Annotated in this window: 23 protein-coding genes and 1 tRNA gene; 21 read left to right on the top strand and 3 right to left on the bottom strand. The window is 42.8% G+C overall.

Annotated features, from left to right (window positions below):
* Nucleotides 1-42 precede the first annotated feature (42 nt).
* The 7 genes from CZ434_RS15005 (at nucleotide 43) to CZ434_RS15035 (ending at nucleotide 5225) form a co-directional block, all read left to right on the top strand.
* Nucleotides 43-1629 (top strand): putative polysaccharide biosynthesis protein, encoded by a 1587-nt coding sequence (locus CZ434_RS15005; protein WP_077623911.1) that lies wholly within the window; start codon nucleotides 43-45, stop codon nucleotides 1627-1629.
* Between the two features lie 3 nt (nucleotides 1630-1632).
* Nucleotides 1633-3078, top strand: a complete 1446-nt coding sequence (yabN, locus tag CZ434_RS15010) for a bifunctional methyltransferase/pyrophosphohydrolase YabN (RefSeq protein ID WP_077625208.1) — start codon at nucleotides 1633-1635, stop codon at nucleotides 3076-3078.
* 31 nt (nucleotides 3079-3109) lie between these two features.
* On the top strand, nucleotides 3110-3376 hold the full coding sequence (locus CZ434_RS15015; protein WP_077623912.1) for an RNA-binding S4 domain-containing protein: 267 nt from the start codon (nucleotides 3110-3112) through the stop codon (nucleotides 3374-3376).
* A 91-nt stretch (nucleotides 3377-3467) separates the two neighbouring features.
* A complete protein-coding gene (gene yabP / locus CZ434_RS15020) occupies nucleotides 3468-3767 on the top strand; it encodes a sporulation protein YabP (protein WP_077623913.1) in 300 nt (99 codons plus the stop codon).
* Nucleotides 3764-4363, top strand: a complete 600-nt coding sequence (gene yabQ / locus CZ434_RS15025; protein ID WP_077623914.1) for a spore cortex biosynthesis protein YabQ — start codon at nucleotides 3764-3766, stop codon at nucleotides 4361-4363. The genes yabP and yabQ overlap by 4 nt, the downstream gene beginning before the upstream one ends.
* 7 nt (nucleotides 4364-4370) lie before the next feature.
* Entirely contained in the window at nucleotides 4371-4751 is a 381-nt protein-coding gene (locus CZ434_RS15030) for an FtsB family cell division protein (protein WP_077623915.1), read from the top strand.
* Nucleotides 4752-4823: 72 nt separating this feature from the next.
* The gene (locus CZ434_RS15035) at nucleotides 4824-5225 is read left to right on the top strand and encodes a S1 domain-containing RNA-binding protein (protein ID WP_077623916.1); all 402 of its coding nucleotides are present in this window, start codon (nucleotides 4824-4826) and stop codon (nucleotides 5223-5225) included.
* 198 nt (nucleotides 5226-5423) lie between these two features.
* Here CZ434_RS15035 and CZ434_RS15040 read toward each other — a convergent pair.
* Together CZ434_RS15040 and CZ434_RS15050 are read right to left on the bottom strand one after the other, a co-directional pair.
* Nucleotides 5424-5497, bottom strand: a tRNA-Met gene (locus tag CZ434_RS15040).
* Nucleotides 5498-6459: 962 nt separating this feature from the next.
* Nucleotides 6460-6771: a PTS sugar transporter subunit IIB gene (locus tag CZ434_RS15050; RefSeq protein WP_077623619.1), complete on the bottom strand. Its 312-nt coding sequence runs from the start codon at nucleotides 6769-6771 to the stop codon at nucleotides 6460-6462.
* Between the two features lie 883 nt (nucleotides 6772-7654).
* Here CZ434_RS15050 and CZ434_RS15060 point away from each other — a divergent pair.
* Entirely contained in the window at nucleotides 7655-8233 is a 579-nt protein-coding gene (locus CZ434_RS15060; protein WP_077623919.1) for a histidine phosphatase family protein, read from the top strand.
* 2 nt (nucleotides 8234-8235) lie between these two features.
* On the opposite strand, the gene CZ434_RS21835 is transcribed toward CZ434_RS15060, so the two are convergent.
* Nucleotides 8236-8523, bottom strand: a complete 288-nt coding sequence (locus CZ434_RS21835; RefSeq protein WP_143262134.1) for a hypothetical protein — start codon at nucleotides 8521-8523, stop codon at nucleotides 8236-8238.
* Between the two features lie 39 nt (nucleotides 8524-8562).
* Here CZ434_RS21835 and spoIIE point away from each other — a divergent pair, with 39 nt between their 5' ends.
* From spoIIE to CZ434_RS15125, 13 genes are all read left to right on the top strand, one after another.
* Nucleotides 8563-11010: a stage II sporulation protein E gene (gene spoIIE / locus CZ434_RS15065; RefSeq protein WP_077623920.1), complete on the top strand. Its 2448-nt coding sequence runs from the start codon at nucleotides 8563-8565 to the stop codon at nucleotides 11008-11010.
* 121 nt (nucleotides 11011-11131) lie between these two features.
* A complete protein-coding gene (locus CZ434_RS15070; protein WP_077623921.1) occupies nucleotides 11132-11866 on the top strand; it encodes a VWA domain-containing protein in 735 nt (244 codons plus the stop codon).
* Nucleotides 11835-12797, top strand: a complete 963-nt coding sequence (locus tag CZ434_RS15075; protein WP_077623922.1) for a protein kinase domain-containing protein — start codon at nucleotides 11835-11837, stop codon at nucleotides 12795-12797. Before CZ434_RS15070 ends, CZ434_RS15075 begins: the two co-directional genes overlap by 32 nt.
* A 60-nt stretch (nucleotides 12798-12857) precedes the next feature.
* Entirely contained in the window at nucleotides 12858-14279 is a 1422-nt protein-coding gene (gene tilS, locus CZ434_RS15080; RefSeq protein WP_245831000.1) for a tRNA lysidine(34) synthetase TilS, read from the top strand.
* Nucleotides 14280-14291: 12 nt separating this feature from the next.
* Nucleotides 14292-14837, top strand: coding sequence for a hypoxanthine phosphoribosyltransferase (hpt, locus tag CZ434_RS15085; protein ID WP_077623923.1), 546 nt, complete (start codon nucleotides 14292-14294; stop codon nucleotides 14835-14837).
* A 172-nt stretch (nucleotides 14838-15009) separates the two neighbouring features.
* Entirely contained in the window at nucleotides 15010-16968 is a 1959-nt protein-coding gene (gene ftsH / locus CZ434_RS15090; RefSeq protein ID WP_077623924.1) for an ATP-dependent zinc metalloprotease FtsH, read from the top strand.
* Nucleotides 16969-17176: 208 nt separating this feature from the next.
* Entirely contained in the window at nucleotides 17177-17968 is a 792-nt protein-coding gene (locus CZ434_RS15095; RefSeq protein ID WP_077623925.1) for a type III pantothenate kinase, read from the top strand.
* 6 nt (nucleotides 17969-17974) lie between these two features.
* Nucleotides 17975-18847: an Hsp33 family molecular chaperone HslO gene (gene hslO, locus CZ434_RS15100; protein WP_077623926.1), complete on the top strand. Its 873-nt coding sequence runs from the start codon at nucleotides 17975-17977 to the stop codon at nucleotides 18845-18847.
* 256 nt (nucleotides 18848-19103) lie between these two features.
* Nucleotides 19104-20033 (top strand): cysteine synthase A, encoded by a 930-nt coding sequence (gene cysK, locus CZ434_RS15105; protein WP_077623927.1) that lies wholly within the window; start codon nucleotides 19104-19106, stop codon nucleotides 20031-20033.
* 123 nt (nucleotides 20034-20156) lie between these two features.
* Nucleotides 20157-20993 (top strand): dihydropteroate synthase, encoded by an 837-nt coding sequence (gene folP / locus CZ434_RS15110; RefSeq protein ID WP_077623928.1) that lies wholly within the window; start codon nucleotides 20157-20159, stop codon nucleotides 20991-20993.
* Nucleotides 20986-21348 (top strand): dihydroneopterin aldolase, encoded by a 363-nt coding sequence (folB, locus tag CZ434_RS15115; protein ID WP_077623929.1) that lies wholly within the window; start codon nucleotides 20986-20988, stop codon nucleotides 21346-21348. The genes folP and folB overlap by 8 nt, the downstream gene beginning before the upstream one ends.
* Nucleotides 21348-21860, top strand: a complete 513-nt coding sequence (gene folK / locus CZ434_RS15120) for a 2-amino-4-hydroxy-6-hydroxymethyldihydropteridine diphosphokinase (protein ID WP_077623930.1) — start codon at nucleotides 21348-21350, stop codon at nucleotides 21858-21860. Before folB ends, folK begins: the two co-directional genes overlap by 1 nt.
* On the top strand, nucleotides 21830-22051 hold the full coding sequence (locus tag CZ434_RS15125; RefSeq protein WP_077623931.1) for a helix-turn-helix domain-containing protein: 222 nt from the start codon (nucleotides 21830-21832) through the stop codon (nucleotides 22049-22051). Before folK ends, CZ434_RS15125 begins: the two co-directional genes overlap by 31 nt.
* The last annotated feature ends 243 nt before the right edge of the window (nucleotides 22052-22294 follow it).

The following is a 22294-nucleotide window of genomic DNA, read 5'->3' on the forward strand; positions in this document are numbered from 1 at the left end:
AAATCCGGATAAACATTTTGGAGAAGAGAAAGGCGTATTTATATGGGAGATGAATTGTCTTCAAAGCAAATGTTCAAAGGTGCTCTCCTATTGACATTATCAAGCTTGATCAGCAAAGTGCTTAGTGCAGGATACCGGATTCCTTTACAGAATATTACCGGGGACAAGGGTTTTTACATATATCAGCAAATTTACCCCTTCCTTGGAATGGCCTTGATTTTGGCTTTATACGGTTATCCTGCAGCTATTTCCATGTTGGTGGCTGAACGAAAAGAACGGGGAGACTCGATTTCTTTTTCTTCTTTTTATATACCGATATTTGCACTTTTAGTGGTATTTAACGCCACTTTGTTTTATGTTTTGTTTGCAGAAGCGCACACTTTGGCCGCCTGGATGGGGGATGAAAATCTGGTGCTGCCGCTAAAGGTTGCTTCTTTCACCTTTCTGGTGATTCCGGTCACTTCTTTGTTCAGAGGAGTTTTCCAGGGGATTAACAACATGCAGCCTACTGCAATATCGCAAATAATTGAACAAGTATTCCGGGTTACCATTATTCTTTTTTCGGCTCTATTTCTTGTCAACCAAGGCCGGGACGTATATGAAATAGGAATTGGCGCCGCCTTTGCTTCCTTGATCGGGACCGGCATGGCGGCATTATTTTTACTTGTTGTATGGGCTCGGCGTATTCCGCTGAAAAAGAGTTCCTCAATCATTAAATGGGGACAATATGTTAAAACGATATTTTTTCACGGTATTTTTATTTGTTTAAACTACATGATGCTGTTGTTGTTCCAAATGGCAGATGCTTTTACGCTTGTGCCCGGACTGATGGATTTCGGTTTTGTGAAGCAAGAGGCAATGTCCTGGAAGGGTGTGTTTGACAGAGGACAGCCTTTGATCCAGTTGGGTACCGTTCTTGGTTCTTCAATAGCTCTTGCTTTAATCCCGACAGTGACAAAGAAGAGACTGGAACGGGCGCCGGGCATGTTGTACAAACATATCCACAGCGCCTGGAAGTTCAGTTTCTACATATCGGCAGGAGCAACTGCCGGGATGGTTTCGATTTTTCCTTTTATGAACCAGCTGCTATTTGAAGATAACAGCGGTACATTCAGTTTAAGGATTTTGGCTGTAGCTGTATTCGTTACATCTCTTGCTATTACGGTTTCTTCTATCTTGCAAGGGTTGGGCAAGGTGCGGATAACTGCAGGTTTTGTAGTCATCGGCGTTTTGGTTAAATGGGTTTTAAACGGCTTTCTGGTTCCTGGTTTCGGAATTACGGGAAGTGCAGCAGCTACGGTTATAAGTGTGACCATTGTCTTATTTTTAAATATCTTTCAACTAAAACGGACAGCCCCGCCTGTAAAGCTTGCTCGTGTAAACTGGTATGCTTTGATTGTGGCATTAGGGAGTATGCTTGTATTTTTGGCGGGAATGGGTTTGATGGCGGAATATCTTTTTACTATCACAGCCAGGTGGGAATACTTAGTCTACACGTTATTTGTGTCCGTAACAGGAGGAATCATTTACCTGGGTGCAGTGGTCAGATGCAACGGTTTTACAAAAGAGGAACTCGAGTACTTCCCATATGGACACGTGCTCGTCAAGATTAGTGATAGGAGGAAATGAATGATGACTTATCCGATAGAAGTGATCGGCCTTGGGGGCGGGGATATCAATCAGCTTTCCCTGGGCATATATCGCAAATTGACAAACCATCAAGGACAAATTTATGTAAGGACAGAAGATCATCCTGTCATCGACAGTCTAAAAGAGGAAGGAATACAATTCGTTGGATTTGATGAGGTGTATGAACGCAATGACACCTTTGAAGCGGTTTATGAACAGATAACTGCCCGTTTAATGGAAGCTGCGGAGAGACAGCCGGTTATATATACTGTCCCAGGACATCCGATGCTCGCAGAAAGGACTGTCCAGTTGTTGCTGGAAAAAGATACTGAGGTCAAAATCGTCGGGGGACAAAGCTACTTGGACGATTTATTTACTGCACTGAAGATAGACCCGATCGAAGGGTTTCAATTTGTCGATGCTACTTCCTTTAAGCGGAATGAATTGGAATACAGGCACCATCTTGTCTTCTGCCAGGTTTACGATGAGTTTATTGCGTCGGAAGTCAAGCTGGCTTTGCTGGAGGATTTACCACATGACCATCCGGTTACAATCGTCGAGGCTGCCGGGAGCGGCGATGAGAAAGTTGTGACAGTGCCTCTAGTCGAACTTGATCAAACGGCCACATTAAGCAATCTTACTAGTGTTTACATACCCCCAGTAGAGGAAACAGAATTAAATCATCAATTTTTCCGGCTGCGGGAAGTGATTGCAGAACTAAGAGGACCTAACGGATGTCCATGGGATAGAAAACAAACACATGAGTCGCTGCGGAAATATCTATTAGAAGAAGCATATGAATTCATCGAAGCGGTAAATATGGAAGATGATGAAGCTATGGTGGAAGAAATCGGGGATGTCCTCCTGCAAGTGATGCTTCATAGCCAAATTGGAGAAGATGAAGGATTTTTTACTATCGATGACGTAATAAATACTATAACAACCAAAATGATCCGCAGACATCCCCATGTGTTTGGCGATGTGAAGGCGGATACTGCTGAAGATGTTGTGCAGAATTGGGAACAAATCAAAAAACAAGAAAAAGGAGAAGCGGCAACATCTTTCTTAGATGGCATCCCGAGTGATCTCCCTCAATTGCTCCAATCAGAAGAACTACAAAAAAAAGCGGCAAAAAAGGGCTTTGACTGGGATAGTGTTGAACCTATTTGGGCCAAGGTAGAAGAGGAATTGGGAGAATGGAAACGGGCCATTGATACAGGGAGCCTAGAGGAAATGGAAAAGGAAGGCGGAGATGTCTTATTTGCCATTGTAAACCTTGCCAGATATTATAAGATTAATCCGGAAATTGCCTTGAGCCGGACCAACCAGAAATTCAAATCAAGATTTGCTTATATAGAACAAAGAGCTGCAGAAATACAAAAGGACATGGATGACATGACCCTTGAGGAAATGGATGGCTATTGGAATGAAGCGAAACAATCTGAATAAGAATATGAAAAAAGGAAGTGACAATTAATTTATGCGTTTAGATAAATTTTTGAAAATCTCTCGTCTCATCAAAAGGAGAACTCTTGCTAAAGAAGTGGCCGATCAGGGGAGGATCACCATCAATGGAAACCAAGCGAAAGCTGCTTCCAATGTTAATGTCGGCGATGAATTGACGATTCAATTCGGCCAAAAACTGTTAACGATTCAAATTGAATCCCTGAGAGAGACGGTCAAGAAAGACGAGGCTGCTTCACTGTATAAAGTGAAAAACGAGGAAGAAGTTAACGCCAGTCGTTAATCGGGTATCATCTGAATAATACGAGGAATGTGCGTGTTCTAATCTTGTCCCTCCCTTCATAAATTGATAATGATAAAGGGAGGGCTGCAAAATGAATTATTATGAGAAAGATCCTTCGATTCGTCCCCAAATTGAACACCATATTAAAATGAACAATAGAAAGAGTCTGGAAATATCCGGGGTAAAAGAGGTAGATAGTTTCGATAATGAAGAGTTTCTTCTTCAAACAGTCATGGGTTATTTGATTGTCCGCGGAGAAAATCTGCAGATGAAGAACCTTGATGTTGGAGAAGGGAATGTTTCCATCAAGGGGAAGATTTTTGAACTCTCTTATTTGGACGAACAGCATGGAGAGAAAGCTAAAGGACTCTTTAGCAAGCTGTTTAAATGACACTTACGGTTCAGTTCACAACCATTCTTACCATGATAGCCGGCGGAATATACCTCGGCGCGGCTATCGATACATTCCGAAGATTTGAGACGGTATGGAAGCGAAGAGTCTTCTTTTCATATGCTGTGGAAATCGGATTCTGGCTTCTTCAAACATTGGTTTTGTTTTATCTACTGTTTAGGATGAATCAAGGGGAATTACGCCTGTATATTCTTCTGGCGCTTATTTGCGGATTCTCTATGTATAAAGCTCTTTTGGAAGTTATCTACAAAAGAGGGCTGGAGTTATTGATCGGGTTGATCATTTCTATTTCCCGCTTTTTCTATAGACTTGGGCAGCTGATGATTGTCCGGCCTGTTATCGCCCTTGTAAGGCTGTTGATGTATCTGGCGATCGGAATTTGGACATGCATTGTCTGGATTGTCTGGACCATTTTGAGAGTCCTGTTTTATCCGTTTAAGCTGATAGCGAGAATGATATGGTATTTGATTCCGGCAAATATAAAAAAATACCTCCACAATCTTGCAGGATTTTATAGTAGAATAAAGAATACAGTAATTAAATGGGTGAGGATGATAATGAAAAAAAGGAGGTAGTCTACAGGTGCCTGGAAGACAAAAAGCTGTAGCAAAAATTGATTCTAGTTACGTTAAGCAGTATGATGCTTATGTAGAAAGACAGAAAAAGAAGAAGAAACGACTATACCGCCGCCTCATGCTATTTTCCTTATTGATGGTTGTGATGATAGCGAGTTTGACTGTCTATCACTTCAAACAACGTACTCTTCTTGCCGAAAAACAGGAACAGTATGAGCAGTTGGAAAACAAGATGACTTCTTTGAAAGAAGAGGAGAAGGATTTGAAAGAAGAAGTACAGCTGTTGCAGGATGAAGAGTATGTATTGGAGATTGCCAGAACCAATTATTTCTTCTCGAAGGAAGGGGAATTGATCTTTAAACTTCCAGAAGAAAATCCGTCTTATTGACACGCTTTTTATTGCTTATATATAATATAAAAGTAGGATATCTTTAAAATTCTAAGGAGGAGCATTTTTTTTATGTCAATCGAAGTAGGCAGCAAGGTGCAGGGTAAGGTAACAGGTATAACTAATTTTGGAGCATTTGTTGAACTGCCTGGTGGTTCAACAGGTTTGGTTCATATTAGTGAAGTTGCCGATAACTATGTTAAAGACATTAATGAACATTTGACTGTTGGCGATGAAGTGACAGTTAAAGTCATTAATGTTGAGAAAGATGGAAAAATCGGATTATCCATCAAAAAGGCGAAAGACAATCCGAATGCTGGACGCCGTAACAGAAATACTAAAAGCAACAACCGCGACCGCAGCGAATCATTTGAATCAAAAATGAATCGTTTCCTGAAGGATTCAGAGGATCGTTTGGCTTCATTGAAAAAGCACACAGAATCTAAACGTGGGGGTCGAGGTGCTAAAAGATAAAACTTGCTGTCTATAGAGAGAGCTATTTTTTGAGAAGAAATGGACCTTATTATATATAATAAAAAAACTGGTGCCCTGCATGTCATTATGTCAGGCACCAGTTTTTTTATCTTAACTGTCAGCAATAGAAAAAAGAGACGATCGAAGTGATCATCTCTCTCATGGCACAAGATACAAATCCCATGCGTATTCTTTTAGTAGCGGCGGAGGGGATCGAACCCCCGACCTCACGGGTATGAACCGTACGCTCTCGCCAGCTGAGCTACACCGCCATCATCATCCCGAATTGGGAATCAAAAACCTCATAAGACCAATGAGGCAACAAAAAATATAATACAATAGCACAAGATTTATGTCAATAGAAAATCATAAAGTCTGAAAAAACCAAAAACAATATTGGTTGCTAAAAACTGTTACCATTTAAAAAAGCATAAACTGCGGCGTAACTTTAGTGTGACTTCCTTCCATCCTTTTCGAATTGAGTGGTAGTCCAGCGCTGCGGAAAAATACTCTCTTTCCGTGGGGAACGCTTCAGCTTCCTCGCGAGCAAAAACCGCTCACTGCGGGATCTTCATACTGTTCCTTTCCCACTGGAGTCTCGCATTTTTCCTTCGCTTTGGATAGAACTTCTGATTAAGTGGGAAGTGGTCCTAAATTTATTTAGCATGGGATATCCCTAACCAAAATTCAGAAAATATCTAACAGCGAAGGCAGAACACGCAGACTCCTGTGGGAACAGCAAAGGTCTTCGATGGGGCGAGTAATCGCAGTCCCAAAGGTCTTCGATGGGGCGAGTAATCGCAGTCCCAAAGGTCTTCGATGGGGCGAGTAATCGCAGTCCCAAAGGTCTTCGATGGGGCGAGTAATCGCAGTCCCAAAGGTCTTCGATGGGGCGAGTAATCGCAGTCCCACGAGTCTAAAGACCCCGCAAGAAGCTCTTTTTGCTGATGAGGAGGCTGAGGCCGTCCCCATGGAAAGCGAAGTGTTCTGCCGCAGCGANGCAGCCTGGTAAGAAGCAAATGCATCTTCTCCGATTAACTTATCTAAAAACGGCAAGTTTGCAATAACAACGAAGATAGAACCGAAAATGATGAATGGTAGTGCGACCATAAAGCCATTACGCAAAGCTGTTAAATAGCGGTTGTTGTTCAACTTGTCCGCAATTGGCATTAATATATTTTCAAGAATTTCCATAAATCTGTTCATGGCTTAACTCTCCCCCTCGAAGGTTTCTCTATTTTTCACCCATAAGCTCTAAAGCTTTGTTAAGTACTGCTTCTCCGTCGACTCTTCCGTAAGAGACAGGATCGATAACATCCAATGGAATGCCGACTTCTTCTGCAGTTTTAGAGAACTTCTTCTTCATGAATCTCATTTGAGGTCCAATTAATAGTACATCGGCTCTCTCCATCTCTTTTGGTGCCTTATCTTGTGCGACCGCCCAAATTTCAGCGTCGATTCCTTTTTTCTCAGCTGCTTCTTTCATTTTGGACACCAATAGGCTTGTAGACATACCTGCTGAACATGCTAGTAATATATGTTTCATTAAAAATTCCTCCTTAGAATGTTAAAAAGTTATTGTTTGTTCTTGCTTAACTACATTGTAGTTTACAACCGCTTTCATCTACACACATTGTTTTTCCGTTGCCCAACGGAAATGATTGCGGTTTCAATAAAGAGGAAGAGGAACTAATGAAGAGGAACTATGAACTGTGACATAACTAACTTCATTTAACGGGACTTCCTTCCATCCTTTTCTGATTGAGTGGTAGTCCAACGCTGCGGAAAAATACTCGCTTTCCGTGGGGAACGCTTCAGCCAGGGTACTACTTGGGTGGGCTCCTTTGCTCCCTTGCGTCGAGGAAGCTTACTACGAAGCGATACTAGAAGACGCAGACGCATCACTGCGGGGTCTTCAGACTGTTCCTTTCCCACTGGAGTCTCGCATTTTTCCTCCGCTTTGAATAGAACCTCTGATCAAATGGGAAGTGGTCCTAAATTTGTTTAACATGGGTATTCCTTAACCAAAATTCAGCAAATCCCTAACAGCGAAGGCAGAACACGCAGACTCCTGTGGGAACAGCAAAGGTCTTCGATGGGGCGAGTAATCGCAGTCCCAAAGGTCTTCGATGGGGCGAGTAATCGCAGTCCCAAAGGTCTTCGATGGGGCGAGTAATCGCAGTCCCAAAGGTCTTCGATGGGGCGAGTAATCGCAGTCCCACGAGTCCGAAGATCCCGGAGAAGCGCTTTTTGCTTCTGAGGAAGCTGAGGCCATGCCCGCGGAAAGCGAAGTGTTCTGCCGCAGCGGCTTCATACCACTCATTTGTAGGAAGGCTCACTAAGGCTGAGTTTCACTTTACAAGGTTACTGAAAGCAAATTTAGAATCAAGAACGGTTGGTACATTGATTAGAAAGGAAGGAATGGGCGAATGATTTGTTTGGTGAGACATGGAGAAACGGATTGGAACTTGCAAGGCAAGCTGCAAGGGGAGACAGACATTCCCTTAAACGAAACAGGCATACAGCAGGCAGAGGAATGCCGGGAATATTTTAAAGAAGCAAAAATTGACAGAGTAATCGCCTCCCCTCTGACAAGAGCGAAGCAGACAGCTGACATTATTAACAAAGAATTAGCAAAGCCAATCGAAATAATGGAGGAGTTCAGGGAAAGATCATTCGGTGTTGCGGAAGGTATGCCGATGGATGAACGAGAACACTTGTATCCAGACCGGAATTACCCTGGACAAGAAGACTTCGAAGCTTTCAGAAACCGAGTAATGGCAGGAATCAATAAGGTAACAGAAAGATATCTGGACGAAGAGTTATTGCTCGTCGCCCATGGCGGAGTTATCAATGTTATCTTGTCGACGATTTCCAACGGCCAAATCGGATCGGGGAAAACAAAACTGATCAACGCATGCATAAGCAATATTCAACTTTTGAAAGAAGGATGGAAAGTACACGATTATAACCAGACAACCCACCTGTCAAAATTTAAAATGAAATAAGTTTAAAAAACGACAAGTATTCGCTGCAGTCTGATTTCCTGCTGCCGGACACTTGTCGTTTTTACCTGCATTGCAGGAACAGACAGTTTGCCATCATTCTTTCCGCGCGGTATTTGGTGACGGGAACCCTTGTCCGACAGCAGCGTGTCTGATTTGTGGAAATCGACAGGCGATTGCTCCCCCTTTCCCCAATTATGTAGAAATGGGCTTCCAATACCTGAAAGTAGTCGAACGGTTTTTATGAATCCTTCTGTTGTTTTGACAAAATATTGAGACAACTTGTGTTTCAATAGATAGCACAATAGAAAAGCAAGAAGGAGTGGTGGGGAATGATAGAATCAGCTACAAGTCAAGAGTCCAAGTCCTTGTTGGCAGGTAGAAAAAGTCTCGAGAGGTTGAAGCGGAAGTCCGGAGAGAAGGCGAAGTTGTTCTTCCTGGAGAAAGGCTGGCTGTTGATCATAGTCGGTTTTTTACTAGGACGAGCAGTTATCCTTTCTTCCATGTCGCCTTTTGCCCTTTCTTTTCTCGCTTCAGTGTGGTTTATCCGTAAGGAAAAATCATTCAAAGTTATGCTTGCATTACTTGCGGGAGCGGCTAGCTATCAATGGCAGCACTCCCTGTATGTATTGTCGGCGATGGTCCTGTTCATTTTTGCTGCCGCAGCATTTAAAAATGTAAAGAACCAACAATGGCTGCTGCCTGCTCTTGTGTTTATATCCAGTATTATTCCGCGCATAACCGGATATTCCATCATGGACAACTTAACTTTATACGAATATATGCTTGTCACAGTCGAGGGTGTGCTGAGTGCGGTGCTGGTACTTATCTTTATGCAGAGTGTTCCGCTATTATCACCTAAAAGATACAAACCTGCATTAAAGAATGAAGAAATAGTCTGCATGATTATTTTGCTGGCCTCTGTACTGACAGGAACAATCGGCTGGGAAATTCAAGGTGCGTCGATTGAGCAAGTTTCATCGCGTTATCTGGTATTATGGCTCTCCTATGTCGGGGGAGCCGCTATCGGTTCAACTGTAGGCGTGGTAGCGGGTTTGATATTGAGTCTGGCCAATGTTGCGAGCCTGTACCAGATGAGTCTGCTTGCATTTTCCGGCCTGCTGGGAGGATTGCTTAAAGAAGGGAGAAAAATCGGGGTCAGTATCGGGTTAATTATCGGAACCTTACTGATTGGCGTCTATGGAGAAGGACTGGATGCTCTGCTTCCTTCTTTGATGGAATCATTAGTGGCGGTTTTCTTGTTCTTATGCACACCTGAGAGCTGGGTGAAAAAGCTATCCAGGTTTATACCTGGGACGAATGAACACTCTCAGCAACAAGAACAGTACATGCAAAAGGTAAGGGACGTGACTGCAAGCAGGGTGGAGCAGTTTTCCAATGTATTTCAGGCATTATCGAAAAGTTTCAGCAACCAGTCTGATGTACCGCTTGAGGAAGAAGAAATAAAAGAAACAGATTTTTTTCTCAGCAATATTACTGAAAAGACCTGTCAGACTTGTTTTAAGAAAGATAAATGCTGGGCTAAGAATTTTGAAGAAACTTATGGGTTGATGACAGATTTGAAGAATGACATGGAGTCCAGCCATCCACCGAACAAAATTCTCCAAAGGAGGTTGGAAAGCCATTGTGTGAAGGCTGGTAAGGTAAGAGAAACAATGAAACATGAACTCTCTTTTTATGAAGCTAATAAAAAACTGAAAAGGCAGGTCACAGAAAGCAGGAGGTTTGTAGCCGATCAATTACTGGGAGTGTCAGAGGTGATGGGAGACTTCGCCAAAGAAATACTAAAGGAAAGGGAGCACCACGAGCAGCACGAAGTGGAAATCGTGGCCTCCTTGACGCATATGGGGATAGAGATTGAAAAGCTTGATATTTATAGTGTGGAAAAAGGGAAAATCGACATAGAAATGCAACTTGTTTTTCGCCATTATCATGGGGAAGGAGCGAAATTGATAGCGCCACTTCTTTCCGATATTTTGAAAGAAACGGTGATCGTCAAATCGGAAGAGATATCTGCGTTTCCAAATGGAGAATGTTATTTGGCGTTTGGTTCTGCCAAAAAGTATGTGATTGAAACAGGGGTGGCCCATGCCGCGAAAGGGGGAGGTTTCGTCTCCGGAGACAGTTACTCGACAATAGAATTAGGAGCAGGAAAATATGCGATGGCGATAAGTGATGGAATGGGCAATGGGCAACGTGCTCATGAAGAAAGCACGGAAACTCTCCGGCTTCTGCATCAAATACTCCAATCGGGAATCCAAGAACAAATCGCCATTAAATCGATCAATTCTATTCTTTCTCTACGAACGAATGAAGAGATCTTTTCTACCCTGGATCTGGCGGTGATCGATCTCCATAGTGCGACTGCCCAGTTTTTAAAGATCGGCAGTACGCCAAGCTTCATTAAAAGGGGGAAACAATTTCATAAAGTGGAGGCAAGCAATCTTCCAATAGGCATTATTCGGGACTTTGAAGTAGAGGTGGTCAGTGAACAGTTAAAAGAGGGAGACTACTTGATTATGATGAGTGACGGAATATTTGAAGGACCGAAGTACGTGGAGAATGTGGATGTTTGGATGAAGCGGAAGCTGAATGAGTTGGAAACGGACGACCCTCAAGCGATTGCCGATATTATTCTGGAAGAAGTGGTGCGAAACCGGGAAGGAGAGATAGAAGACGACATGACCGTTCTGGTTGCCAAAATTGACATCAACCAGCCGAAATGGGCTGCATTTCCTGCTTTTAAGCAGCATGCCTGATAAACAAAGATGGCTGAATATCTCTTGATTAGAAAGGTATAAATCTAATCCCTGTTGGTGATGATGGTAATACTTTCAAGGAAGAAAACCATAGCTTCACATAAACAGGGAGGTATTAATCATGAAGAAGGGGACGCTGAAACAAATATTATTAATTACAGATGGTTGTTCCAATAAGGGGGAAGACCCAGCAGCGGTCGCAGCGCTAGCCTTCCAACAGGGGATCACGGTCAATGTGATTGGCATACTCGAAGATGACCAGAGAGAGGAAGACGCTGGGTTAAAAGAAGTGGAAGCAATCTCTTTATCAGGGGGCGGAGTGAGTCAAATCGTGTACAGGGAAGCTTTGTCGCAAACTGTCCAGACGGTTACGAAACAAGCTATGACACAAACGTTACAAGGGGTGGTCAATCAAGAGCTGAAACAAATCCTCGGTCCAGGTCAAAGCTTGGAGGAATTACCTCCCGAACAGCGTGGGGAAGTAATGGAAGTGGTAGAAGACCTTGGTGAAACCTGCGATTTGGAAGTCCTTGTATTAGTAGATACAAGTGCGAGTATGAGTAATAAACTCCAGGCTGTAAAAGAGTCATTGATCGATTTGTCGGTGAGTTTGAACGCGCGCATCGGCAGGAACCGTTTTTCTATATTTGCTTTTCCGGGAAAGAAAAAGAACATCTCGAAGGTGTTGGACTGGTCACCAAGGCTGGAATCAGTCTCATCTGTTTTCCCGAAGTTGTCCAGCGGAGGGATTACACCAACGGGCCCTGCTATCAAAGAAGCCATGTTTGAGTTTGGGAAGGCGGGCATGCTAAGGAGTTTCAGGGATGAAAACAAATCAAACATCGAAGAAGCATAGTTTCGATTTAAAGCCAGGAACACTAATATCCGGGAAATGGCACAACAATCGTTACATGATCATAAAATTACTTGGCCGCGGAGCTATCGGAGCCGTATACTTATGTGAGCACAATGGCCGGAGATCAGCACTGAAAATCAGTGACAAAGGTTCTTCCGTAACAATGGAGGTCAATGTATTGAAATCCTTTCAGAAGGTCCAAGGAAATGACCACCTTGGGCCTTCTTTACTGGATGTAGATGACTGGGTGCTCCCGGGCGGACAGAGGTACTCGTTTTATGTCATGGAATACGTCCATGGGCAACCCTTATCTACTTTTATCAGAACAAGCGGACAAGAGTGGCTGGGCATATTACTTCTTCAGCTGTTGGACGATTTGGAAAAGCTTCATAAAACCGGCTGGGTCTTTGGCGATTTAAAGACAGAAAATTTGATTGTCGCATCACATCCGCCCAGACTGAGATGGATCGATGTGGGAGGAACTACACAAATCGGCAGGTCCATTAAGGAATATACAGAATTCTACGACAGAGGATACTGGCAGATGGGCTCGAGGAAAGCAGAACCTTCTTATGATTTATTTGCTCTTGTGATGGTGATTCTCCAGATTTATTATCCAACAAGATTTGATAAAGGAACAAGTCCGGAAAAAACGCTAATCGATAGGATCAAAAGCACACCCCAACTTGAAAAATATGCTTCTTGGATGAAAAAAGGTTTATACGGCAAGTACACTTCAAGCGGCGAAATGAGAAGGGAGTTGTCGGCGTTGTTAATGGATAAACCCAAGACATCTGTAAACTCGGCACCAGCTTCCAGAACCGCTAATCGGAAGGCACAGCAAAAAAATAAAAGCCATCCCGTTATGGAGACTGTCTGTATTTTAGCGGTAGTCATGTTGTTTTACTTCTTCTATTTGTTGTTTGCTTAAATGAGCAGTTATTCCTTTTACAGACGCCAATTGGAAGTGTTAGGATGAAGAGGGTCGTATTTGAATTATACGTATGGAGTTGGAGAAAACGTGGAAGTAAAAGTGAATAATTTCGCCCGAAAACATCAATTATTCCATGAAGGTGCAACAGTTCTGGTCGGTGTATCCGGTGGACCTGATTCGATGGCCTTGCTTCATTATTTGGCAGAAGCCCGAACTTCCTGGAAGTTACGGTTGATTGCATTATCGGTCGACCATGGATTGAGGGGAGATCAGGCAAAAGAGGATGTAGACTTTGTAGAAGCGATTTGCAAACAATGGAATATTGAATTTGTTGGAACCTTTTTGGATGTGCCTTCGTATAAAAAGAAATACGGTAAGGGGACACAGGTTTCAGCAAGAGAAATGCGCTATCATTTTTTCGGAAAACAAATGAAAAAGTTTAAAGCAGATTACCTGGCCCTTGGACATCATGGAGATGATCAAGTGGAGACGATGGTCATGCGCCTTGTCCGGGGAACAAACCCATCATCTTTAACCGGAATTCCGATCAAACGTGATTTTGCCGGCGGGTCGATTGTTCGCCCTTTTCTTTGTCTTTCAAAGGATGAGATTGGTGAATACTGCCGGTTACATGGAATAAATCCGCGCATAGATCCATCAAACGAGGAAGACAATTATACCAGGAATTTTTATCGTCTACATATCGTTCCATTATTAAAAAAGCAAAATCCCAATCTTATGCACCACATGCAGCGGTTGAGTGAGTCGATGACACAGGATGATATGTTTATGCAGATGGAAGCAGAAAAAGCCATGAATAAATCTGTGCTTTTTGATGAAAAACAGAAGAAAGCCAGATTATCTATAAAAATGTTCCGGGGTATTCCCCTCGCTTTACAAAGGCGGGCCTTTCATCTAATATTAAATTATCTATACCAATCCGTTCCAGCAGATCTTTCTTATATACATGAGGAACAGTTTTTTGGACTTCTCCACAGCCCTAAACCGAATATAACGGTGGATTTTCCCTCAGGTTTAATCATTTCCAAAGCATATGAAGAAATCACTTTTTCCTTTGAGAACGTTAAACCTATCGATTTTTACATAACTCTTAGTGTCCCGGGTGAAGCTGTATTACCCGATGGATCTATTATCTCGGCTTCCATTACGGATTGCCCGGTAGATAATAAAGGGACCGCTTTTGTATGTGAATTGGAAAACATAACACTGCCCTTAATCATCCGATCCAGGAAACAGGGGGACAGGATGAAAATCAAGGGTATGAAGGGCAGAAAGAAACTAAAAGATATCTTTATCGATGAAAAGATTCCCATGGAGTTAAGAGAAAAATGGCCTGTTGTGACAGACGCCGAAGGAGAAATACTTTGGTTGGCGGGATTGAAAAAAGGCATTGTGAATGGAAATGAAGAATCCAGGAAATTTCTTCAATTAAACTATAAAAAGAAGAGCGATATGTAGGAGGATCAAGGGATGCATAACGACATTGAGAAAGTATTGTTCAGCCAGCAGGATATTGAAGAAAAGTGTAAAGAACTAGGAGCACGTTTAACAGAAGAATATGAGGGGAAATTCCCATTAGCAGTCGGTGTTTTGAAAGGTGCAATGCCGTTCATGTCAGACGTGCTTCGTTACATGGACACATATCTTGAAATGGACTTCATGGACATTTCCAGCTATGGCGGTGAAATGAGGTCTTCAGGTGAAGTGAAAATCATCAAAGATTTGGACACAAAGGTAGAAGGCAGAGACTTGTTGATTATTGAAGATATTATCGACAGCGGTCTTACTCTCAGCTACTTGGTCGACTTGTTTAAGTACAGAAAGGCCAATTCAATAAAGATTGTCACACTGTTAGACAAGCCGGAAGGACGCACGGTGGACATCAAAGCCGATGTAGTCGGTTTCCAAGTACCGAATGAATTCGTGGTTGGATATGGTTTGGATTATCAAGAGAGATACCGTAACTTACCTTATATCGGAGTGTTGAAACCAAGGGTGTACGGTGGCGAAGAATAAAACCTGAGTTACCGGCCGTGTATGGCCACTTGCTGGTCGATATTATTACAGAATGTATTTACAGGTATGGCTGTCAAAAAAAAGACATATCTTAAAAGGGTAATTAGTTGTATTGGTTCTTTTTAATATGGTACTATTTACTATAGTTTTCTCGCTTGGGAGGAGGTAGGCAATGAACCGAGTATTTCGGAACGTCATTTTTTATTTCCTGATATTCCTTGTTGTTATAGGAGTCGTGGGAGTATTTAATGGACAGAACAATCAAGAAACAGAATATGATGTAAATGAATTCATGCAGGCGCTTAGCAATGGTGAGATTTCGGATTTGACAATGCAGCCATCAAATGGTGTTATTCGCATCACTGGTGAAGTTGCTGAGGATGAAACGTTTGTAACCAATGTGCCTGACAATCCTGAAGTCGTTGCTTCTATAACAAATCAGGCAACAGAGCAGGGAATTCTGAATGTTGAAGAAGAGGAACAGCCAAGCGGATGGGTGACATTCCTTACCACAATGATTCCGTTTGTTATTATATTTATTTTATTCTTCTTCCTGCTTAACCAAGCACAAGGCGGCGGCAGCCGGGTGATGAACTTTGGTAAGAGTAAAGCGAAGCTTTACAGTGAAGAGAAGAAGAAGGTTAGATTTAAAGATGTAGCAGGTGCAGACGAAGAAAAACAAGAACTTGTCGAGGTCGTCGATTTCTTGAAGGATCCACGTAAGTTCTCTGTTATCGGCGCCAGAATTCCAAAAGGGGTTCTATTAGTTGGACCTCCTGGTACTGGTAAGACCTTGCTTGCGCAGGCTGTAGCCGGAGAAGCAGGTGTGCCTTTCTTTTCCATCAGTGGTTCAGATTTCGTGGAAATGTTTGTAGGTGTCGGTGCATCCCGTGTACGTGACCTGTTTGAAAATGCCAAGAAGAACGCCCCGTGTATCATCTTTATAGACGAGATTGATGCGGTTGGTAGACAGCGTGGAGCCGGTGTAGGCGGCGGACACGATGAACGTGAACAGACATTGAACCAATTGCTGGTTGAAATGGATGGTTTCGGCGAGAATGAGGGAATTATCATCATCGCTGCGACGAACCGTCCGGATATTCTCGATCCGGCCTTGCTGCGTCCCGGCCGATTCGATCGTCAGATTACGGTGGATCGTCCAGACCTTAAGGGAAGAGAAGAAGTACTTAAAGTACATGCAAGAAACAAACCATTGGATGACTCCGTGGACCTTAAGACAATTGCTATGCGTACACCTGGATTCTCCGGGGCCGATTTGGAGAATCTCCTTAATGAGGCTGCGTTGGTTGCTGCCAGAAGTGACCGAGAGAAAATCGGTATGGAGCACGTAGATGAAGCGATTGACCGGGTCATCGCAGGTCCTGCCAAGAAGAGCAGGGTTATATCTGAAAAAGAACGCAACATTGTTGCTTACCATGAGAGTGGTCATACTATTATCGGTATGGTATTGGATGACGCTGACATGGTTCACAAGGTTACCATTGTTCCGCGCGGACAAGCCGGCGGCTATGCAGTAATGCTTCCGAGGGAAGATCGTTACTTCATGACAAAACCTGAATTGCTCGATAAGATAACTGGTTTGCTGGGCGGTCGTGTATCAGAGGAAATCATCTTCGGTGAAGTAAGTACCGGCGCACATAATGATTTCCAACGTGCAACCAATATTGCCCGCAAGATGGTTACTGAATATGGTATGAGTGACAAGATTGGGCCATTGCAATTCGGAAGCTCCGGTGGGCAAGTATTCCTTGGTAGAGATATGCAGAATGAACCAACATACAGTGATGCTATTGCTTACGAAATTGACCAAGAAGTGCAGAACTTCATCAATCAATGTTACGTTAGAGCGAAGCAGATCCTGACTGAAAATAAAGATAAACTTGAGTTGGTAGCTAAAACGTTGCTTGAAGTGGAAACTCTCGATGCTGGTCAAATCAAATCCCTGTTTGAAGAGGGGAAAATGCCTGATCCCGTCATTTCTGAACAAGATGGAGAAAGGTCAGCAGACCAGGCGGTCGATGACAGTGATGTGAAAGTGAATATCCAAAAAAGAGAAGAAGAAAATACTTCTCAAGAAACTCAAGACTCTGGTCAAGATAAAAAAGAATAATCCAAATGGCGCCTTCTCTGTCTTTCTGACCGGGAAGGCGTTTTTTGAGTGTATTCTCCTTTTGTTATAAGTCTGTTTGATTGGATACAAGCTCTGATGTGAATATAATAAAATAGGAGATAAAGCAAATGAATAGGAATGCTAAGGTAAGAAATGAAACGATCATGCACGGGTATTGTGCCATTGCTGAAAAGGACGTGTGAAATAAATGATTTTTGTTTTGGATGTAGGGAATACCAATACTGTATTAGGCGTATTTGCCAGCGAGGAATTGAAGTATCAGTGGCGGATTAAAACGGATCGATACAAAACAGAAGATGAGTTTGCCATGCTTATTAAATCCCTGCTTGAACATGAAGGAATTACTTTTTCCGACATTAAAGGAGTGATTATTTCTTCAGTTGTACCGCCGATCATGAATGCTTTAGACCGCATGTGCCGTAACTACTTTCATAAACAACCGATGATTATTGGCAGTTCGGAAGTGGATAACTTATTAGACATGAAATACCCTAATCCTGCTGAGATAGGTGCTGACAGAATCGTAAATGCGGTTGGGGCTATTGAAGAGTATGGTTCACCGCTTGTCATTATTGATTTTGGTACTGCGACAACTTACTGTTATATTAACGAAGCGAAAGAGTATGTCGGGGGTGCGATTGCTCCAGGCATAAATATCTCGATGGAAGCTTTATACTCGAATGCGGCGAAGCTGCCCAAAATAGAAATAAAAAGGCCGGAAAGCGTAGTCGGTTCATCTACAGTCGAGGCCATGCAGTCGGGAGTCTACTTTGGGTACATCGGCCAAGTGGATGAAGTGGTACGACGGTTGAAAAAGGAGTCCGAAACAGATGTCAAGGTTGTAGCAACCGGTGGTCTTGCTCCGTTAATAGGCCATGACTCTGCCACAATCGATATTATAGATCCTTCATTGACGCTGAAGGGACTTTATTTAATTTATAAACACAATGAGAACAAACCACGATTTAAAGGAGAATGATGGATAATGAACGACTATTTAATCAAGGCCACGGCTTTTAAAGGTATGGTAAGAGCCTATGCAATTACCTCTACAGACACAGTGGAAGAAGCAAGAAGAAGGCATGATACTTTTGCCACTGCTTCAGCGGCTTTAGGCAGAACAATAACCATTACGGCAATGATGGGTGCGATGTTGAAAGGAAATGACAAGCTGACTGTCAAATTGGAAGGAGACGGTCCAGTCGGCCCAATTATCGCTGATGGCAATGCCAAGGGAGAAGTTAGAGGCTATATTACGAATCCTCATGTCGATTTTGATTTGAATGAAAAAGGAAAACTAGACGTAGCCAGGGCTGTTGGGACCCAAGGTAGTTTGAGTATCGTCAAAGACTTGGGAATGAAGGAGAATTTCACGGGACAAGTACCAATAGTCTCCGGAGAAGTCGGGGAAGACTTTACGTATTACTTTGCAAATTCTGAGCAGATACCGTCTGCGGTTGGAGCGGGAGTTTTGGTGAACCCTGACCATACCATCCTTGCATCGGGCGGTTTCATTCTGCAAGTAATGCCCGGTGCCGACGATGGGACAATTGATTTATTGGAAGAACGGATTAACTCGATTCCGCCAATCTCCAGTCTTGTCAGAGATGGAAATACCCCTGAAGAAATACTGGAAAAGCTAATTGGAGAAGAAAATTTAAAGATACATGAGAAGCTGCCAGTACAGTTCCAGTGTCATTGTTCCAAAGAACGTGTGGAAAATGCGTTGAAAAGCCTCGGCAATGAAGAAATAGACAAAATGATTAAAGAAGATAATGGAGCAGAAGCCACATGCCACTTTTGTAATGAACAATACACATTCGACGCAGAAGAACTCCAGCAATTAAAATCTGAATAAACTAATACAGCGGGAGCGACCTGCTTTCGCTGTATTTTATTTGTTCTATAGGCAGGAATTCTTGAATGCTTTTCGAAGTATATAGGGTGGCGGAATTGTAATAGTCAGCTCAACAACGGGAATATCGGTTTAGGGTCAAATATGTCAATAGTGAAAAAAGTCTGTTAATTGTCAGCGAATTGGTTGACTTTTTACAATTTTTTCATTAAAGTGAGTTCAAAACCTATAAAAATACTTGGAATTGGGAGTGGATTAAATGAAAGCAGTACAATCAATCGCAGAATTAATTGGCAATACCCCAATCGTAAAGCTTAATCGTACATCCGGAGACGATGGGGCAGAGATCTACGCAAAATTGGAGTTCATGAATCCCGGCAGTTCCGTTAAAGACCGGATTGCACTAGCAATGGTTGAAGCAGCTGAAGAAGATGGGCTGCTTAAAGAGGGAGATACAATTATCGAGCCTACCAGCGGGAATACAGGTATCGGGCTTGCTTTGGTCGCCGCTATTAAAGGTTACAAGGCAATCCTTGTTATGCCTGATACGATGAGTATGGAACGCCGTAACCTGCTTCGTGCGTATGGGGCAGAACTTGTGCTCACCCCAGGAGCAGACGGAATGAAGGGTGCCATTAAGAAAGCGGAAGAGCTTCAAAAAGAAAATGGCTACTTCATGCCACAGCAGTTTAATAACGTTGCAAATCCGGCTGTTCATGCCCGTACGACCGGTAAGGAAATTATCCAGCAAATGGGCGATCAATTGGATGCCTTTGTTTCCGGAATAGGAACTGGAGGTACTATTACCGGAGCTGGGAAAGTACTTAAAGAAAAATATGAAGACATCAAAATTTATGCAGTCGAGCCAGAAGGTTCTGCTGTTTTGTCCGGAGGCAGCCCCGGCCCTCATAAAATTCAGGGAATTGGCGCCGGATTCGTTCCAGAAGTTTTGGATACAGAAGTATATGACGAAGTGATTAAAGTAAGCAATGATGAAGCATACGCGGCAGCACGTGAAGCTGCTCGTAAAGATGGACTCTTGGGTGGCGTATCCTCTGGAGCTGCCATTCATGCTGCTAAACAAGTGGCAAAGCAACTAGGAAAAGGCAAAAAAGTGTTGGCTGTTATTCCAAGTAACGGTGAGCGTTACCTTTCTACACCGCTTTATCAGTTTGAAGATAAAGAATAGTTATAAATGAAAGTGAATCCCTCGCATTATTGCGGGGGGTTTTTTCATGGACTTGTTTTCTCGATTAAGGAAGACCATTGATGTAAAATAGAGACAAGATAAGCAGTGGATGGTGACGACAAAATGGCATATTGGTTAAATACTCCCATGAAAAGGTACAACCTCTCCAAGAAAACATTGGTCATGGGCATATTGAATATCACTCCCGATTCCTTTTCGGACGGGGGAAAATATAACGAAATAGAACTGGCTGTGGAGAAAGCAAAGACCATGGAAAACGATGGGGCAGATATCATCGATATTGGAGGAGAATCCACGAGGCCTGGTTTTCAGCCTATTTCAGCAGAAGAAGAGCTTGAACGGATCATTCCAATTATCTCGGCAGTAAAAGATTCAGTCGATATCCCGATTTCCGTAGACACTTATAAAGCGAAGACAGCCAGGGAGGCGATCAAGGCAGGAGCATCGATTATCAATGATATTTGGGGTGCCAAGTATGATCAGGAAATGGCTGCTGTGGCAGCAGAATATGAGGTGCCGATCATTCTCATGCATAACAGGGACAACAAGGATTACCACAACATGCTGGATGATATCGAAGCCGATTTGCAGGAAAGCATCGATATTGCAATCAAAGCAGGTGTTAAAAAAGAGAACATCATTTTAGATCCTGGCATCGGTTTTGCGAAAACGGCAGAAGATAACTTGTTTGTAATGCGCCATATGGAACGGTTCACCAATCTCGGCTATCCGCTGTTACTGGGGACGTCCCGCAAATCGATGATTGGTAAAGTGCTGGATCTGCCTCCTGAAGAAAGAGACGAAGGGACAGGGGCCACCGTCTGTTATGGAATGACGAAAGGCGCTGATATCGTCCGTGTCCATAATGTGAAAATGACAGCAAGAATGACCAGAATGATGGATGCAATGCTTGGAAAAGGGGATGAAATTGATGGATAAAATATATTTGAATAAACTGGCTTTTTACGGCTATCATGGTTTGTTCCCGGAAGAAAACAAACTTGGTCAAAGGTTTTATGTCGATTTGGTCCTGGAACTCGATTTAAAAAAAGCTGGTATGACTGATGAGATGACCGAATCAATTGACTACGGTCATGTATATCAGGTGACAAAACATGTGGTTGAAGGGACCGCGAAGAATCTAGTGGAAAGCGTTGGGGAGGATATTGCGCAGCAACTGTTTGCTTCCTTCCAAAATTTAAAGGCATGCTCCGTTAAAGTGACAAAACCGGATCCACCTATACCGGGTCACTATGAATCAGTCGCAATTGAAATTTACAGGGAGCGTCCATAATGAATACTGCCTATATAGCGCTTGGTTCCAATATATCTCCGCGGATAAAGTATTTAAAAGAGGCTGTCACCTGCCTCGACAGGAACCATTCTGTTTCGGTAACGGCCCAGTCAGAAATTTATGAAACAGCCCCAGTGGGTTATACAGATCAAGGGAATTTTTTGAATATGGTCGTCGAGGTAAATACTACACTTGCCCCTATGGAGCTGTTGAATTTGTGCCAATCCATTGAGAAAGACCATGGAAGGAAAAGGGAAATCAGGTGGGGCCCGCGTACATTGGACCTTGACATTTTGCTCTTTAATCAAGAAAATATTAAAACAGAGCAATTAATTGTTCCCCATCCGAGGATGCACGAACGAGCTTTTGTTTTAATCCCGTTAAATGACATCCATCCCCAAGGAGTCATTCCTGCTCAAAACAATAGCGTTTCAGCAATTCTCGATAAGATGCCGATAGAACATAAAAAGGGAGTAATGAAATGGGAGCCGATGAATGGGGCAGAAGAATAAAAGCCTATCGCAAGCTCAAAGGATATACCCAGGTAAGGTTTGCCCAAACCTTGGGTGTCTCCCTGGCTATTCTGGGAGAAATAGAGCGTGGCATCAGGATGCCTGATGAACGATTGATTAACCATATAGCTAATACGCTGGATATAAGCATAGAAGAACTATCCCCGCACAACCGGGAAAAGAAGGTATGAGATAAACACATTTGAAGGATGATGATCCGTTCCGTTTAAAAGACGAGGAAGTAGTTATAATGGTAATGACTAGCCATTCAGCCTGGCCTTATAGGATGTTGTCTTTTACAATAAATTATAAAATAGGGATAAAGTGTTGAACGTTGACACCTTACAGCTTGTTTTCTATACTAAATACTAGTTATGCTGTCAGTGCCAAACTGGCAGTTTTTTATTGGTATCGGTTTATAGCTCATTAATTAT

The organism is Sediminibacillus massiliensis (genome assembly GCF_900156915.1).
Taxonomy (GTDB): domain Bacteria; phylum Bacillota; class Bacilli; order Bacillales; family Amphibacillaceae; genus Sediminibacillus_A; species Sediminibacillus_A massiliensis.